Raw genomic sequence first — 15911 nt, forward strand, 5'->3', positions numbered from 1 at the left:
CATTCGAGCGGGCAGTCATTCCGGCCGAGCGCAGCGAGAGCCGGAATCCCCTGCAAGGTGAAAGGATTCCCGCTTGCGCGGGAATGACTGGTTGGCTTTCGCGGGAATGACTGGTGGGCAGCCGGAATCCCTTCCACCGGGAATTAATCCCTTCCGTCCATCGTTTTTCAATGTAAACATGCATCAAACCCACAAAGGAGGTAATAATGACGACATTAAATATATCCCGCGCCCCAAGATATTCCGAAGAGATGGTCAAACCATTACGCGAAGAAGTAACATCGGCAGGCGTGGAAGAGTGGCGTACAGCCGAAGAAATTGACCATGCACTGCAACAACCAGGTATCACGCTGGTGTTTATCAATTCGGTTTGCGGTTGCGCCGCCCGAAGCGCCAGACCAGCGCTCAAACTGGCCTTAGGCCATGACAAACTACCGGACCGAATTGGCACCTGTTTTGCCGGCGTCGATCTGGATGCGGTGGAAAGCGTACGCAAACGCATCAAAAACTATCCCGCCTCTTCGCCCTCCATCGCTCTTTTTAAAGACGGCGAACCGATTTACTTTATGCCGCGCCACCATATTGAAGGGAGCCCGGCGGAAGAAATAGCAGAAGACCTCAAAGAAATTTTTGACGTCTATTGCAAATAAATCGGTAACGGCATCAAGGTGTGTTAGACGGTACTATCGCATTTCATTTAAACTCCCCAAAGTTTACGGCTGCGGGGAGTTTTTTTTTAGCTGGATTGTATTCAGTGGTCGGCGCGCCTGCCTTTTTTTCGAGCCTTCTCGCGGTCAATCAATTCCACCCATCCGTCGCGCGTATTCTGCCGGCTATCCAGCTCGCGCGTAAACGGTTTGATATCCAGCACCGGCGTTCCATCCAGCAAATCAAGATCATTAACCCAAATTTTGTTGCCTTCGATTTTTTCCAGGCGAACCAGACTTAAACCGATATGGTTTGGACGCGCCGCAGAACGCGTGGCAAAAATGCCCTTCTCGCGGTCATGCAAATAGGGTTTGACTCTTAGTTTGGTTTCTTGTTTCAGATGCATGTGTACAATCAAAAAGATGTGCGAAAAATCTTCCAGTTTATCCAGGCCGTCAACGTATTCCGGCAAAACTTCCACATAACCTTTAAAACCACCAGCGTAGATGGGTTGTATGGGCGTTTTAGAAGGATCGCTATGCGGGCTATGCACATATCCGATTGGCGTGTAACAAATTTTTTCTATTTTTCCCTTCATTCATTCTCCAAAAATTGTTTAATAACAGCAGATACTCTTTTAAGCTGACAACCAATGGCCAGGTGACCGCAAGGATCATTGAGCGTAAACGTGCGAGCATTTATTAATTGTGCAAAGCGAACGGCCGCTTTGTGGTTTACCATGTGATCCGTTTCCACATTGATTATCAAAACTCTGGCTTTTACGCGCCGGGCAACCTTTTGCCAGTCGCCGTTTTCAATTTTGCTGATGTCGTGTTGCAGCATGGCTCTGGCCTGCGCTTCAAAGTTGCGATTGGTAAAAGTGGACGGTTCACCGTCGAATAACGCCTCAAAGCGCTGTTTAACAAAATCTACCGTCCAGTTTTCAACGATCCATTCGGGCGTTCTGGCGTTTAAGGCGATCAGGGCCTTGAGCAGAGCGCGAACCGAATCGGCAGGCACGCGGTACTTCCAGCCGATGTTTAAAATTTCCAGCGCCTGGCGCCACAAAAGAACATCATAGGAAGAAAACTGCGGGGTGCCCACATAAGGGACTGCCTTTTTCATGAAGTCGGGATAGCGCACCATCCATTCAAAGGTTTGCATGCCGCCCATGGAACCGCCGATCACCGCGAACAAATGGTTTATGTGTAAATGTTCGGTGAGCAAGCGGTATTGGGAACGCACCATATCCGTAATGGTAAACGACGGAAATTTTTCGTCTGGCTGTTCCGGGCTGTTAGACGGCGAGCTGGAAACGCCATTGCCCAGCGCATCCACCGCTATGATGAAGTAGCGAGTGCTGTCAATCAAACCTTCGGGCCCGATTAAGCGGCCCAGGTGCTCGCTGGTCCCGCCAAACCAGGTAGGAAACAAAATGGCGTTATCGCGGGCGGAATTCAAACGCCCGAATGTCCGGTAGCCTATTTTACAATTTTTGATGACCGCGCCGGATTCCAGTTTGAAATCGCCCAGATAGGCAAAACGCTGCTGACCGGCCATTAACAGGTTCAGGCCAAGAACCAGAAAAAGGCCAAACGCAATCAATCGATATCGAAGCATGACAATCACCTACTTGTTGAAAGGGTTCGTACGTTTTTTAAGTTTTAAGTGTTCCACAAAAACATCCTGAAAACCAGGATCGGAGGCCAGTTCTACAAATTGAACGCTCTGGCTAACAGATTTCAATTCCTCAAACCGCTGCCCATTCAGGATGGTTTGCCTAAGCCCCTCCAGAGAGGCATTGCCAATGAATTTAATTCGCTCTCCGGAAACGGCAGGAATGGCGCCCAGATGAATTAAACTTTCGGGGCGAATAAAATTTCCGAAGGCTCCGGCCACAAAAATCCGTTCGATCGCCGCTGGTTCAACCTGCAACTGCCGACAAAGCAGACACCAGGCGCTGCTGATTGCCCCGATGGCCAATTGAAATTCCCGCACATCCTGCTGGGTTAAAAAGATGTCCTGAAGCGCGCCTTCATCTGTGGAGACCAATAAAATTTGCGCAAGATTATTCTCCGCAAGCTGTATGCGCTGGCGCCAGAAGGCCCTGGGATGGTCGGCATCGATTAAGCCGTCTTCGGTGATGACCTTTTCTTCTGTCAGATAATGAATGATGTGAAACAAACCGCTGCCGCAAATTCCAGCCGGCGGTTCGTTTTCAATGGTTTGCCAGCGCATTCGATCTCCGTCGCGGCGAATCTCGATCAACGCGCCGGGAACGGCCCGCATTCCCTGAGAAATGTTTGCCCCCTCCAGGGCGGGGCCTGCCGGCGCCGATGCCGCAAGCGCCTCCGTCCCTTTTTGCAGGATCACTTCGCAGTTGGTTCCGATATCAATCAACAGGGCGGGGCCCTTCTCTCGGCCGGGCCTAACCGGAGCGGCCATCATTCCAGCCAGCGCATCGCCGCCCACAAAACCGCCGATCAGCGGAAAGCTAAAGACCGCGGGCAGGGTCAGCCTTCCCGGAAACAGGTTAAAAAAGAACTGCAAAAGCGCCTGGGAAACGGTGGGCTTAAACGGAAACAATCCCACATATCTGGGCGTAATTCCCCAGAATATTTGCGTCATTACCGTATTTCCGGCGAGCATCAGCAGGTAAATATTGGCGGGCGAAATTTGATGCTGCAGGCAAAGCTGTTCAATCACTTCGGTAAGTTTTTCATGAATTGCCTGTTTTAACGCGCTGAGCCGTTCAGCCCCCTGAGAGGCGTAACCGATTCTGGAGATCAAATCGGCGCCAAAAGAAATTTGCGGATTGGGGAAAACGGCATAATCCAGAGTCTGCCCTGTCCACAAATCGATGAGCAAAAGGCCTACCGTGGTTGTGCCCAGGTCAAGAGCCAGGGCAAAATTGCTGCTCTGCGTGTCGCCCGCTTCCACGTCGATCACCTGCGTCTGAAACAGAGTAACGGTCACCTCGCCCTGCCGCTGACGGATGGCAGAAGGGATCTTACTCAAAACCGCATGATAAATCGTAACTTCTGGTAATCCCGCCTCCTGCTCGAGATGATTTTTAAGTAAGTCAGCGTCGCTTTTTTCATTAAGTAAGCGGTCTAATGGCAGCTTAACATGCAATTTACGGACTAAAGGAGCGAATTCTGTTTGCTTGATTTGCGGCCGAGCGGATACGGCAAACGATTCTAATTTCAAAGAGTCGGGGACGAGCACCTGTGCATCGGCGCTGACTCTGGTCATGCACGCCAGGCGAACGCCTTTTTGCACTTCCTGGCTGGTTAAAAGGGTTTCTTCGATAATGACGGGCTGTGGCGCGCCCTTTACAAATTTGATCTTACATTTGCCGCAAATTCCGGCGCCGCCGCACGGCAACTGTAGCCGAATTCCGGCCCCGGCCAGAGCCTGCGCGAACACGCTGTTTTTTTTAACGGCTATTTCCACCTTCTCCGGCAGGAGTTTGAGAAAAACGATTCTTTCTGCGGCCATAATGTCCGACATGTTTTATTGGTCTTAATCTGTTGGCAGGCTTTCTCTGGAGTAATTTAAAACTTTTCTGACACGCCTGACCAGTTCCTGCAATTTAAATGGTTTTTGAACAAATTCAACGCTGTTTAAATCTGCGTCTTTTAAAATTTCAACATTGGAATAGCCGGAGATAAAAATAAATTTAACAAGAGGATTGGTTTTTAAAATTCGCAGATGGAACTCGATACCGTTTACGCGCGGCATTACAATATCGGAAACGATCAAATCGATCTGGTCTGCGCTGAGAGCAAAAATTTCCAGCGCTTCGGCGCCGTCCATGGCTTCCAGCACCCGATAGCCGTAATTATGTAATGTTTCCACGATCACCTGGCGCACCGTGGCGTCATCTTCTACCACCAGAATGGTTTCGTTTCCGCGCAGGTCATCAAACAAGATTAAATCGTCATCGTCATCTTTTTCCAGGATCACTTCCATCTTGTTGATCGTCGGGAAATAGATGGAAAAAGTGGTGCCCTGCCCCACCTGACTTTGCACGGTAATGTAACCATTGGCCTGCTTAACAATACCGTAAACGGTGGCCAGTCCCAGGCCGGTTCCCATGCCTTTTTCTTTGGTGGTAAAAAACGGTTCGAAAATATGTTTCAGGGTTTCTTTTTCGATTCCCACGCCCGTATCGGAGATGGTTAAAAGCACGTACTCTCCTTCTCTGAACTCCGGACGCTTGGCGCAATAAGCGGCATCCAGCGTCACATTGCGCGTTTCCAGGAAAAGCTTACCGCCGCGCGGCATGGCATCTTTGGCGTTAACGGCCATGTTTAAAATGATTTGTTCAATCTTGTTTTCGTCAAAACGAATGGCGCGCAAATCACTGGACAGACGCGTAACAATTTCAATATGCTCACCGATAATGCGCTGCACCATGGAGATCATGCCTTTGATCAACTGGTTCAGGTTGATGCTCCGCGTCTGGAACACCTGTTTGCGGCTGAATGCCAGCAACTGCGAGGTTAAATTGGAAGCTTTTTCGCCTGCCTGACGAATCTGGGCGATGTATTTGAACAACGGATCATCGGCCTTCATGCGCCGCGACAGCATATCGGCATAGCCGTTAATCACGGTTAAAATATTGTTGAAATCGTGCGCAATGCCGCCGGCCAGCATGCCAATGGCTTCCATCTTTTGCGAGTGCAGAAACTGCTCTTCGAGCTCTTTTTGGTGCGTTACGTCAATTTGCAGCCCCCACATCCATTGCAGCGCTCCGTCTTCAACATGGCCAAAATAAGAGTTATTGAAGTAGCTTTGTTTTTTATCGCCAGCCTTTTCCACGGTCTCTTTTAATTCCATGCGAAAGTCGTTTTGTACAAATTCTGTAAGGTTTTTCAGGCTCTTTTGATGGTCGATGCTGAAAACCGAAGGCGGCTGCCCGATAATCTCTTTTGCGCTTTTTTTACGGTACATCTTAACCAGAGCGTCGTTCACTTCAACAAATCTGCCTTCGTAAAAGATTTTTTTGGCGATCTCCCTGGCAGGCAATTTAACGGAAATTGGATTTTTGAATTCAACATACCAGATGCCTACCAGCGAATTCTGGATAAAATTCTGATATTGTAAGTTTTTCTTAAGCAGGGCGCGTTGCGTTTCTTTAATTTTCGTCAGGTCTTTGATAATAACCTGCACATATTTTTGCCCTCTGAGATCCAGTAATTCCAGGCGGGCTTCGGCCTCGATTTTTTGCCTGTCTTTGCTAAAAAAAGTGCAGTTAAACGATTTTTTGCGACCGGCATAAACGATTTCTAAAATATTTTTCAGAGTTTTTTCTTTATTTTGTGAACTGCCGGTTGTTCGAATTTTATGGCAAATATCGACAAAAGCTTTTCCCACTAAATTCTTTTTTTCGACTTTTAATAAGTTTAACGCCGTCTGGTTGCAATCAATGATTTTCGTCCGATCAAGTAAAAAGATTGCATCGCTGGCGTTTTCGAACAAAGCCCGGTATTTAATGTTCGACTTTAAAATTTCTTCTTCAAAATGCTTTTTTTGGGAGATATCACGCGTAACCGACAGGATAACACGTTGATCTTCGATATAAAAAGTGTGGGCGTTAATTTCCACAAAAACTTCTCGCCCGTCTTTTGTTAGATTAACGGTTTCGAGTGACAACCGCCCGCGCGAAATTAATTGCTGCATCAAATCGAGAATGCGTTCTCTTTCCAGCTTCGGCTTCAGGTCTAAAAAAGTCATCATTCTTAGCTCGCTTAACGAATAACCGGTTAACTCGCAGGCGGCCCGGTTGGCTTCAATACACCTTCCCGGGGTTAAATCTGAGTTCAGCTTCCACAGAAAGATGGCGTCGTTGGCTTTATTAAAAATCTCATAGAATAAATGGGGATATTTCTCCAGCAGGACATTGTTTTTTCTCTCTGGCGCAGCGGAACTCTCCACTTTTAAAAAATAGATATTGGAATGCGGGCTTTCCGCTGATCTGGTTTGTTCTGCAGATGGCGCAACTTTATGCCCGGCCTTCAGCGTTGCAATCTGTTTAAAAGCGTGATTGATGGATTCTATTAGTTGCGGAGCGTAATTCTTGATGGTACCCAGATAGGCCTTGTGCGATCCATTGGTTATAATATCCTTACCTTGATAAATGGTGTGCATTCGACTCCCGCGCAGCGCCACACAGGCTACAAAGTCGGTTTCGAAATCTCTTTCTATTAAATACTCTTCATTATCCAGCTGAATTTCCACCAGCCCGGTAAATGTTCCGATGGCTTTGTTTTCCGATCGAAATCGTTTTTTTTGCTCTTCGGTGAAACCAAAAATAATACCAAAAACGGCTTTATAAATTAGGAGAGCGGTCTGCTCTTTCGCATCAAATAAAACCGGGGAAAAATTCGCAGCATCGAAATTAAAACGAGCTTTTTCCGCTACACCTTTAAATCCGGTAATTTCTACGGATTTAATCCTCATATAATCCTTTCCATGGATTTAAAGGTCGCTGATTAAAACATCCATCCATGAAATGTAAAAAAACGTTCCTTCGTTTTTAACCCAAAGGTCAATTTAATCCTTCGTCATTTTCTTTTTAAATATAAGAACTTTATGCATAAATTTCTACTTAAACTGATTGAAAAATTTTAATTTAAATATTTTTGCCTCTTTTAAATTTTTAAGTTATTTTATTAGATTATAATTTTTGAAACTGAAAAGGCAGGATTTTATGCAGATTAAACCTAAAGAGTTTCTTTATGTGCCCAACCTTCTCAGTCTCCTTCGCCTGCTCCTGATATTACCGATTGCTTATTATATTCGATTCGATACGCCTTTTGCACACAACATGGTGATTATTCTTGTTTTGATTGCCGCCAGCACCGATTTTTTGGATGGATTCTTTAGCCGGCGTCTCAATCAGGTTACCGATCTGGGGCAAATTCTGGATCCGCTTGCAGATAAGATCGATCTTGGGATTGGCTTGATATTGCTGGTGATCTACCGTGATTTTCCCCTGCCGCTGGCGGTTTATTTAATTTATCGAGATATTCTAATCCTTATCCTGGGCGCCGCCTGCGCAAAAAAACTGGGGCATCCCACCCCGGCAAATTTCTGGGGCAAGTTAAATACCACCATTGTTTCGATAGCGGGCATCCTGTATTTAACGGGCTGGGCTCCGCTTGTGGCTAAAATAGCCATTGTTGCCAGTTACGGGGTCATTCTGGTTTCCGGTATTTCCTATGCGTTGCTCGGACAAAAAATTCTGTTCACAAATCGCTGGTCAAAGCTGATTTACTGGCTGGTTTTGTTTTTACTCACACTTTTTGTTGTGCTGAGTACCATTAATTACAAATTTGTTTAAAATGAATGAATCAAAACCCTTAATCATCGCCCATCGCGGCGCGAAAAATTTAGCGCCCGAAAACACCATTAAGGCTTGCGAATTGGCCCTGGAACACGGCGCTTCGGCTCTGGAAGTGGATTTACGGATGTGTGGCAGCGGCGAAATCGTTCTCTTTCATGACTATTGGTTGTGGCGACATTTCCGAAAAATTAAAGCGGTACGTAAAAGTCCGTTAAAAGAACTCAAGCAACTGCGTTTTAATCACATCGCCTACCGATACCAGGACAATATTTGCACTCTTTCCGAATTTCTGGCCCATTTTAAAAACACCGTGCCCATTAATCTTGATATTAAAAATCTATTTACCAACAATGTGCTGTTAATTCGGGCCATCGTTCACGATGTTAAACAGCACGACATGCAAGACCAGATATGGCTTTCGTCTTTTAGTCCCAATTTTTTACGCGTGATTAAAAAAGAATTCCCGGAAATCCGCACCGGCTATCTCTTTCGCAATTTTTCCCTGGTTCATCGTTACATCGATAAAATCGTTAAAGCCGACGCCTGGCATCCGCACTACCGCCTGGTTAGCGAACGCTTTTTGCAGATTTCCCGCCGTCTAAAAAAAGAAGTTTACATCTGGACGATTAAAGACGAACCGGTCTTTAAAGAAATGGTTAACCAGCATTTTAATGGCATCATCACCGATGTGCTGATCAAATAATTAGCGGAAACTTTTACCGGCAGTTTAAATTTACTAAACAATAGGACTGAAAATTTGAATGGATCATGTTTGTAAAACGCAGCAATTACATTCGAACACTGCAAATAAGTTTTATTATTGTACTCCTTGCTCTGGTGGTGTTATTCCGGCTGTTTCCACGATTCAATCGCATTTCATATACGCTGCCGGCCATTCAGATTGAAGAGCTGAAAATTCTGGAAATTCCCAGAACCGTCCAGCTTAAAAAGGCTTCGCCTCCGCCCTTAAAACCGGCGATCCCGGTGGCAGGCGAAGAGCTGGAGATGCTGGAAGAAGTGCCCATTGAATCTTCTGAACATCTGACGGCTAAGGGCCAGGTCTTGATGGGCGACGCGCCCTTAAGCGAAGACGATTTGCCCTTCATGCCCCGCCAGATCATAGAAGTTCTGCCTCAGGTGGATGATCTGCAGCTTAAAGGCAGTGTGGTTTTAAAGCTTTTAATTGACAAAAACGGCCGCATGAAAGACTACCGTGTGCTTTCCAATTCCACGCAAAATCCGTTAGCCGTGCGCAGAGTGTTGGCGGCCGCGCGCAAATCGCGCTGGGAAACCATCAGCCTGAACCAGAACAAGGTAGAATACTGGATCACCAAAACGTATCAGTTTAAATAAAGTTTTAACCTTCCCCGCCTGAGGCTCATTCGGACTTTATCCAAAAAATACAAATCTTTGATTCCCTAACCCGCGGCGAACGCTGGCAAAGTTGTCTTTTTTGCCCTGTTACTTTTTTCTAAGTTTAACGGCCGTACCGTAAACCAGAATTTCAGCCGCATTGCTCATAATGTAAGAAGTCGAAAAACGCACGTTAATCACAGCGTCTGCCCCACGGCTTGCAGCCATGGCCTTCATGCGGTCCAGGGCCTGTTCTCTGGATTCCGCCAGTAGTTTGGTGTATTCTTCAATTTCTCCGCCGATCAGGCCTTTTAAAACAGCTAAAATATCTCTGCCAATATTACGCGCACGAATCGTGTTTCCTTCGACCACGCCTAAAATTTCCACAATCTCATTTGCCGGAATTTCACTTGCTGTTGTAATGATCATCTAATTATCCTCCGATATTTGTCATGACGCCGAACCATTAACTTTTCTCGCAAAACAGAGACAAACAATACGATAAAACCAAACATCAAAAGTCCCATACCAATCCTCAAAACAAGCGGTTGAGAGGCATCTAAAAAGAACTCTTTCAAAACTTCGTAGCCTGCAAATGCCAATACAATAATTGCCCCCAGACTAAAAAGAATCCAGCCGATCCCCCGCTCAATACGATTATAAACCTGTTGCCAGTACTCGTCCCAGTACATTTCGGGCAGGGCGCGGAACTTCATTTTTTTGCTTTCCTCCTTTAGTTGATTAAAAGATGGCCATTCTGCCTGACAGTCAGGGCAGCTATTTAAATGTTCTAAAAACTCGGCCTTTTGTTTCTCATCTAATTCGCCGTCCAGATAGCCCATCATCAAAAAACGTGCCTGTTCACATTTCATAAATCGCCCTCAAATTGTTTTAGCTTTTTTAACAAACGCTTTCGGGCATAGTAAAGTCTTGACATCACACTGCCTATGGGTATTTGCAATGCATCGGCTATTTCCTGATACGAAAATTCATTAAATTCCTTCAAAACAATTATTTCCCGATCCTTCTCATCCAGCAGCGACAGAGCCTGCCAGATAATTTCGGCCCGTTCGTTTTTTTCAAAAACTTCGTCCGGAAAAGTTCCCTCCGCCTGAACCTGACGCTCCATGTCATCATCCATGGGCTGTTTTCGCCTGTGATGATTCACAAAATTAATGCAAAGGTTTTTTAAAATCCGATAAAACCAGCTGTAAAACGGCCGCCCGGGATCAAAATCCGCCAGCGATCGGTACGCCCGGTAAAACGCCTCCTGCGACAAATCCATCGCATCCTCGTGGTTTTTGACAAACATCAAGGCCATGTAATAGGCGCGTTCTTTGTATCGCTCAACAATGATCCGATACTTTTCTTTATCGCCTTCCAGACAGGCTTCAATCGCCTGCCGATCGCTTAGTTCGCTTTCTTTTAATTCTTCTTGCATCATATTACAATTCTGCCATTAATTTATTCATTCGGACGGAAATGTTTTTTACTGACGAATTATCCCGCCAGAGTAAATGACTGCGCCCACATGATCACGCTCTCCAGAAAAGCGGCAGGAGGTGAGGGCTATTGTAAACTTTTCCCTATTTTTTTTAATTTTCGCTTTTGAGACACCCTCAGAAAACTTCAAAATCCAATAAGACAATCCATCCTTTAAAGGATTTTTTTACTGGAATGGTAAAAAATACCTTTTTTAAGTGAACTCAATATTAAAACATTTAAGAGATTTTACCTTTTTAAAGAGACTCCTCTCTCCACTGCGTTCCAGATGAGAAAACGGCTCATGCTCAACCTAAGCCGCACTCATTCGTACACGCTCCCCGTGACTTCTATTAGTTTTATTTGTAAATTTACGAAAATAAAATAAATTCACAAAAAAGACAATAGTTAAAGAACACAGCAAACGGAATAGGAGGTACGATGTCTTTAACAGGAAGAATTGCCCTTGTAACCGGCGCCACCAGCGGAATTGGGAAAGCCACCGCCATCGCCCTGGCTCGTGAAGGAGCCAGCGTTATATTATTGGGCCGGCGCATTGAACGCCTGGAAGCCGTAGGCGAAGAGATAAAAAAACGTTTTAAAGCCAACTGGATTGCCTTACCTGTGGATGTACGCGATTTTGCAGCGGTTCAAACGGCGATTAACGGCCTGCCGGAATTCTGGAAAAATATTGACATTTTGATCAATAATGCCGGCCTGGCTTTCGGCCTTTCCCGATTGCATGAAGGCGAAGTGGAAGATTGGGAGGCAATGATCGATACGAATGTCAAAGGCTTACTCTACGTAACGCGCACCGTGGTACCGGGCATGGTAAAACGCGGTAAGGGCGATGTGGTTAACATTGGCTCCATTGCCGGACACGAGGTTTACCCTGGAGGTAATGTGTATTGCGCTACCAAACATGCGGTTGACGCTTTAACCAAAGGATTGCGCATCGACCTGGTGGATACGCCCATCCGTGTTTCTTCCGTGGATCCCGGTTTAGTAGAAACGGAATTTAGCATCGTCCGCTTTAAAGGAGACAAAGAAAAGGCCAAAAATGTGTACCGCGGCATGCAGCCTCTTACAGGCGAGGACATTGCAGAAACCATCGTCTTTATCGTCAGTCGTCCGCCGCACGTACAAATTGCAGATGTTGTCATCTTTCCCACGGCTCAGGCTTCGGCCACCATTGTACATAGAGAAGAGAATGGGTAAGCGTTTAGGAGTTTAGAGGTTTAGAGGTTTAGGGGTTGAATCGATCAAAGTCGGCGTGCAGAGCCCCTGGCCAATAAAGCAAAAGAATGTTTGTTGGCCGGTTTCGTCTGGCGCAGGAACTTGTTACTCCTTTTTGTGTTGAATAAAACGCTGTAACAATTTCATTGAAAGATTTTTTTGAACTTTTTGCGATCACTGTTTATTTTGTGAAAATGTTAATATTAAAAACCGGTCAGATTAAAAAACAGGAAAGGATAAAACCATGCCATTGATCGATGATATTTATGCACGGGAGATCTTAGATAGTCGTGGAAATCCCACCATTGAAGTGGAAGTACTGCTGGACGACGGCTCGTTAGGGCGCGCCGCGGTTCCCTCCGGCGCCTCCACCGGTGAAAATGAAGCCGTTGAATTACGCGACGGCGATCCTGCCCGCTACCTGGGCAAAGGCGTTTTGAAAGCCGTACAAAATGTAAACGACATCATTGCCGAAGAATTAATTGGCGTCGAAGCCACCGATCAGCCTTTTATTGACAGCCTGATGCTCAACCTTGATGGCACGCCGAACAAGAGTAAACTGGGCGCCAACGCCATTTTAGGCGTATCCATGGCCGTGGCTAAGGCCGCTGCCGACTCCGTGGGGCTGCCCCTCTTTCAGTATCTCGGCGGTGTAAACGGCAAAGTGCTGCCCGTTCCGATGATGAACATTCTGAATGGCGGCAAACATGCCGACAACAATGTAGATATTCAGGAGTTTATGATTGCTCCGGCCGGCGCCGAATCGTTCCGCGAAGCTTTGCGCATGGGCGCCGAAGTGTTCCATCATCTTAAAAAAGTACTCGGAAAACGCAACTACAACACGGCGGTTGGCGACGAAGGCGGATTTGCGCCCGATTTAAAGTCGAACCGCGAGGCGCTGGATTTGATCATCGAAGCCATCGAAGCAGCCGGCTACAAACCGGGCGAGCAGATCTTCATCTGCCTTGACCCCGCCTCCAGCGAATTTTACGACAAAGAGAAACAACGTTACATTCTGGCCTCGGAAAACAAGGAATTGACCAGCGCCGAAATGGTTGACTACTACGCCGATTGGGTTGAAAAATACCCCATCATCTCCATCGAAGACGGTCTGGCCGAAGACGACTGGGACGGCTGGAAAATTTTGAACCAGCGACTGGGCGGCAAAATTCAACTGGTTGGCGACGATATTTTTGTAACCAACACACAGTTGCTGGCCAAAGGCATTGACATGGATGTGGCCAATTCCATTTTGATCAAATTGAATCAGATCGGAACCGTTACCGAAACCCTGGACGCCATTGAAATGGCGCACAAGGCCGGCTGGACAGCCGTCGTTTCCCATCGCTCCGGCGAAACGGAAGACGCCACCATCGCCGACCTGGTTGTGGCCACCAACGCCGGTCAGATTAAAACCGGTTCTGCCTCGCGCAGCGACCGAATCGCCAAATACAATCAACTTTTAAGAATTGAAGACATCCTGGGCGAAAACGCCGTCTTTTTGGGACGCAAAGCTTTTAAACGCTAATTCAGAGGAGCCTGGCAGAAACTTTCTGCCAGGCTTTTAAAAATCATGAAAACTAAAAAAAGAAAACGCAACAAGACCACACCTAAAAACATTTTAAAAATCCTGATCGGGTTTTTTATTTTTGCCGTGGTCTATTTATTATTTTTTTCCGGACCACGCAGCGTTATCCAGTATTTTAAACAAACCACTTACAAAAAATCCCTGCAAAAAGAAATCCAGTCCCTCAAAAATGAAAAGCAATCTTTAAAAAAAGAAGCCGAACGCTTAAAAAACGACCTGGACTATATTGAAAAAATCGCCAGAGAAAAGTATAATATGAAAAAGAAAGACGAAAAGGTTTACAAAATTATCAAGGAAAAGTAACCATTAAAGGGATCGGATCACTGAAACCGCGATATTTTATCCTTTACTTTGTGCTTATTTTTGCGCTAAACTTGCGCTCTCAGGTGCCCGAAGTGCAACAGCTTAAATTGCCGGGACAGTTAACCACCGATTTTTACAAACAAATCAACACCTACAACTGGATCGGCACATTCTCCGCACAGAGTCAGGACACCTCAAATCTCAATTGGTTGGTGCGCGATCGTTTTCAGAGCAATTTATTGATTCCCGCCGAAGGCAAAAAAAAATGGAAAGACGAACACACCCTGGACGGTTTGATTTACTGGAAACGTAAGCGATTTAACGCCGGACTCTATTTTTACAGCTGGTATCAGAGCGACAAACAGGTGTCGCTAAACAATCAATTTGGCAATCATCGGCTGGGATTGTTTTTTGAAAACACCTTTTTGCAAAATATAAAACTCACGCCCTACCTGGGCTATCAGAACGCCAAAAATCGTTCGCATGTGGACTGGGGCTGGGACACCGGCGGCCGGCTGCACCTGGATCGATATCATTTTAACGCCTACACAGCCGATCTTAAAGCCAGCGCCAACCTCGATTTTTACCCGGAAAGGCAAAACAGAGAATACGATGTTAACGCTTACTTCACTTCCCGTTTTTCCAAATTTAGCATGGATTCCTTATTTGTTCGCTGGAATGATCTTTCCAAAGAATATTACGTTGCCGATTCCATTGAGCAGGTTACAATCAGCCAGCGAGAACTACAAAATAAATTGTATTACGATTTGAGCCCCACCAATCGATTGCTGGTACAAACGCGCCTGCAATCGCGAGAGATCTCGTACTTTAACGGCCGCTCCATCTTCCTTTTTGAAAATTATTTTCGCTACCTGCACTTAGGGCGTCGTTTAAATTTTTTATTAACCTTTCGCACCTCAGACGAAACCCAGGACAATGCCGGCACCGTGACCGACAGCCGCACCCGTCAAAGCGCTTTTAACGCCGATTTGAATTATTACATTAATCCAAAACACCGATTGATGTTTAACTTTGCCTACGTAAAATCCCAGTACGACACGCCCGATTCTGTGGTAAACAACGACGACCGCGACGAACAACGATTTGTTTTCAATATCCGTTATTCCTGGCAGATCAGTCCCGTGTTGACTCTGGATCTGCTGACTTACGCTTATCTTTTCCACCAGATTTACATCTACAAAGAACGCAGCGCCAGCAATAGCTGGAATCGCATTTACAAGTTAAATCCGCGCCTGCTTTACCAGTACGGTGCCGTTTCTAACCGACTGAGCACCGAAGTGCTGGCCAACTACACCGTTTACGACTTTGACCAACTATTCAGCGAACCCCGCAGTTTTGTCTTCCGCAAATACATCATTAGCGATTCTTTAATGATTCGCTATTACACCTTTCAATACCTGGGCGCTTATGCCCGGCTGGAATTGGAAGACAAAGGAACCTTTTTCAGTCAGGAATTTGCCCAGCAGGTTTTGCAATCGTATCAAACGGAATTTTTTACGCTCTTTTTAAGAAACACGCATTTTTTACTGTTTAAACTGGAAGTCGGTTTTACCTACTACCGCAGGCGACAGTGGCGTCATGTGCCAATCAAAACTTTAAACAGAACTTTGATTAACAAAGGGCCGTACGTGGAATTGAGCTACACGCTTATGCCGCGCATCAATTTTTTAGCCTCGCTCTCTTACCAGCAAGTGGATGACAGTCGTTTGCCAAATACCCGCTATCTTTCAGGAAAACTACGCCTAAATTATTATTTTTAAGACAGATACAAGAAATTTCTTTATGCAAAGGCGGTCCTTATTAATGACAGGCGATGGTGTCATTCCCGCGCAAGCCCACAGTCATTCCCGCGCAAGCGGGAATCCCTTCCACTCACCAACAGTCATTCCCGCGCACGCGGGAATCCCTCCCACCCTTCCACGTCAT

The 15911-nt window shown here is 46.0% G+C and carries 15 protein-coding genes; 8 read left to right on the forward strand and 7 right to left on the reverse strand.

Translation table 11 applies throughout. From position 1 onward, the window contains the following. The first annotated feature begins 206 nt into the window (after positions 1 to 206). Positions 207 to 650, forward strand: a complete 444-nt coding sequence (locus Cabys_RS13285) for a BrxA/BrxB family bacilliredoxin (protein WP_006926598.1) — start codon at positions 207 to 209, stop codon at positions 648 to 650. A gap of 101 nt (positions 651 to 751) precedes the next feature. On the opposite strand, the gene tsaA is transcribed toward Cabys_RS13285, so the two are convergent. Genes tsaA through Cabys_RS13305 form a run of 4 tightly spaced genes read right to left on the reverse strand, consistent with a single transcriptional unit; the run spans position 752 to position 7116 of the window. Beyond that, complete coding sequence (gene tsaA / locus Cabys_RS13290; RefSeq protein WP_006926599.1) at positions 752 to 1246, reverse strand: tRNA (N6-threonylcarbamoyladenosine(37)-N6)-methyltransferase TrmO; 495 nt, start codon at positions 1244 to 1246, stop codon at positions 752 to 754. Beyond that, on the reverse strand, positions 1243 to 2268 hold the full coding sequence (locus Cabys_RS13295) for an alpha/beta fold hydrolase (RefSeq protein WP_006926600.1): 1026 nt from the start codon (positions 2266 to 2268) through the stop codon (positions 1243 to 1245). Before Cabys_RS13295 ends, tsaA begins: the two co-directional genes overlap by 4 nt. 9 nt (positions 2269 to 2277) lie before the next feature. After that, a complete protein-coding gene (locus tag Cabys_RS13300; protein ID WP_044280929.1) occupies positions 2278 to 4161 on the reverse strand; it encodes an ASKHA domain-containing protein in 1884 nt (627 codons plus the stop codon). Between the two features lie 12 nt (positions 4162 to 4173). Then, positions 4174 to 7116 (reverse strand): hybrid sensor histidine kinase/response regulator, encoded by a 2943-nt coding sequence (locus Cabys_RS13305; RefSeq protein WP_006926602.1) that lies wholly within the window; start codon positions 7114 to 7116, stop codon positions 4174 to 4176. Between the two features lie 250 nt (positions 7117 to 7366). Between Cabys_RS13305 and Cabys_RS13310 the strand changes: the two genes are divergently transcribed. From Cabys_RS13310 to Cabys_RS13320, 3 genes are all read left to right on the forward strand, one after another. Continuing rightward, positions 7367 to 7999, forward strand: a complete 633-nt coding sequence (locus tag Cabys_RS13310; RefSeq protein ID WP_006926603.1) for a CDP-alcohol phosphatidyltransferase family protein — start codon at positions 7367 to 7369, stop codon at positions 7997 to 7999. A gap of 1 nt (position 8000) precedes the next feature. Continuing rightward, positions 8001 to 8705 carry a glycerophosphodiester phosphodiesterase gene (locus Cabys_RS13315; protein ID WP_006926604.1) on the forward strand — a complete coding sequence of 235 codons (705 nt, stop codon included), beginning with the start codon at positions 8001 to 8003 and terminating at the stop codon, positions 8703 to 8705. A 65-nt stretch (positions 8706 to 8770) separates the two neighbouring features. Further along, positions 8771 to 9355, forward strand: a complete 585-nt coding sequence (locus Cabys_RS13320; protein ID WP_006926605.1) for an energy transducer TonB — start codon at positions 8771 to 8773, stop codon at positions 9353 to 9355. A gap of 108 nt (positions 9356 to 9463) precedes the next feature. On the opposite strand, the gene Cabys_RS13325 is transcribed toward Cabys_RS13320, so the two are convergent. Genes Cabys_RS13325 through Cabys_RS13335 form a run of 3 tightly spaced genes read right to left on the reverse strand, consistent with a single transcriptional unit; the run spans position 9464 to position 10799 of the window. Beyond that, positions 9464 to 9784: a YbjQ family protein gene (locus Cabys_RS13325; protein ID WP_006926606.1), complete on the reverse strand. Its 321-nt coding sequence runs from the start codon at positions 9782 to 9784 to the stop codon at positions 9464 to 9466. Next, entirely contained in the window at positions 9781 to 10227 is a 447-nt protein-coding gene (locus Cabys_RS13330; protein ID WP_006926607.1) for a zf-HC2 domain-containing protein, read from the reverse strand. Before Cabys_RS13330 ends, Cabys_RS13325 begins: the two co-directional genes overlap by 4 nt. Next, positions 10224 to 10799, reverse strand: a complete 576-nt coding sequence (locus tag Cabys_RS13335) for an RNA polymerase sigma factor (RefSeq protein ID WP_006926608.1) — start codon at positions 10797 to 10799, stop codon at positions 10224 to 10226. The genes Cabys_RS13330 and Cabys_RS13335 overlap by 4 nt, the downstream gene beginning before the upstream one ends. A 479-nt stretch (positions 10800 to 11278) precedes the next feature. On the opposite strand from Cabys_RS13335, the gene Cabys_RS13340 reads away from it, so the two are divergent. The 4 genes from Cabys_RS13340 (at position 11279) to Cabys_RS13355 (ending at position 15745) form a co-directional block, all read left to right on the forward strand. Then, positions 11279 to 12055 (forward strand): SDR family oxidoreductase, encoded by a 777-nt coding sequence (locus Cabys_RS13340; RefSeq protein ID WP_006926609.1) that lies wholly within the window; start codon positions 11279 to 11281, stop codon positions 12053 to 12055. A gap of 262 nt (positions 12056 to 12317) precedes the next feature. After that, entirely contained in the window at positions 12318 to 13601 is a 1284-nt protein-coding gene (eno, locus tag Cabys_RS13345; protein ID WP_006926610.1) for a phosphopyruvate hydratase, read from the forward strand. Positions 13602 to 13646: 45 nt separating this feature from the next. Beyond that, on the forward strand, positions 13647 to 13964 hold the full coding sequence (locus Cabys_RS13350) for an FtsB family cell division protein (protein WP_006926611.1): 318 nt from the start codon (positions 13647 to 13649) through the stop codon (positions 13962 to 13964). Between the two features lie 92 nt (positions 13965 to 14056). Continuing rightward, on the forward strand, positions 14057 to 15745 hold the full coding sequence (locus Cabys_RS13355) for a hypothetical protein (protein WP_044280930.1): 1689 nt from the start codon (positions 14057 to 14059) through the stop codon (positions 15743 to 15745). Positions 15746 to 15911: the final 166 nt, after the last annotated feature.

It is taken from the genome of Caldithrix abyssi DSM 13497, from assembly GCF_001886815.1.
GTDB classification, from domain to species: Bacteria; Calditrichota; Calditrichia; order Calditrichales; family Calditrichaceae; genus Caldithrix; species Caldithrix abyssi.

Excerpts from the sequence above, each read along its gene's own strand:
- Cabys_RS13285 (WP_006926598.1), top strand. The coding sequence starts at position 207 with ATGACGACATTAAATATATCCCGCGCCCCAAGATATTCCGAAGAGATG.
- tsaA (WP_006926599.1), bottom strand. The coding sequence starts at position 1,246 with ATGAAGGGAAAAATAGAAAAAATTTGTTACACGCCAATCGGATATGTG.
- Cabys_RS13295 (WP_006926600.1), bottom strand. The coding sequence starts at position 2,268 with ATGCTTCGATATCGATTGATTGCGTTTGGCCTTTTTCTGGTTCTTGGC.
- Cabys_RS13300 (WP_044280929.1), bottom strand. The coding sequence starts at position 4,161 with ATGTCGGACATTATGGCCGCAGAAAGAATCGTTTTTCTCAAACTCCTG.
- Cabys_RS13305 (WP_006926602.1), bottom strand. The coding sequence starts at position 7,116 with ATGAGGATTAAATCCGTAGAAATTACCGGATTTAAAGGTGTAGCGGAA.
- Cabys_RS13310 (WP_006926603.1), top strand. The coding sequence starts at position 7,367 with ATGCAGATTAAACCTAAAGAGTTTCTTTATGTGCCCAACCTTCTCAGT.
- Cabys_RS13315 (WP_006926604.1), top strand. The coding sequence starts at position 8,001 with ATGAATGAATCAAAACCCTTAATCATCGCCCATCGCGGCGCGAAAAAT.
- Cabys_RS13320 (WP_006926605.1), top strand. The coding sequence starts at position 8,771 with ATGTTTGTAAAACGCAGCAATTACATTCGAACACTGCAAATAAGTTTT.
- Cabys_RS13325 (WP_006926606.1), bottom strand. The coding sequence starts at position 9,784 with ATGATCATTACAACAGCAAGTGAAATTCCGGCAAATGAGATTGTGGAA.
- Cabys_RS13330 (WP_006926607.1), bottom strand. The coding sequence starts at position 10,227 with ATGAAATGTGAACAGGCACGTTTTTTGATGATGGGCTATCTGGACGGC.
- Cabys_RS13335 (WP_006926608.1), bottom strand. The coding sequence starts at position 10,799 with ATGATGCAAGAAGAATTAAAAGAAAGCGAACTAAGCGATCGGCAGGCG.
- Cabys_RS13340 (WP_006926609.1), top strand. The coding sequence starts at position 11,279 with ATGTCTTTAACAGGAAGAATTGCCCTTGTAACCGGCGCCACCAGCGGA.
- eno (WP_006926610.1), top strand. The coding sequence starts at position 12,318 with ATGCCATTGATCGATGATATTTATGCACGGGAGATCTTAGATAGTCGT.
- Cabys_RS13350 (WP_006926611.1), top strand. The coding sequence starts at position 13,647 with ATGAAAACTAAAAAAAGAAAACGCAACAAGACCACACCTAAAAACATT.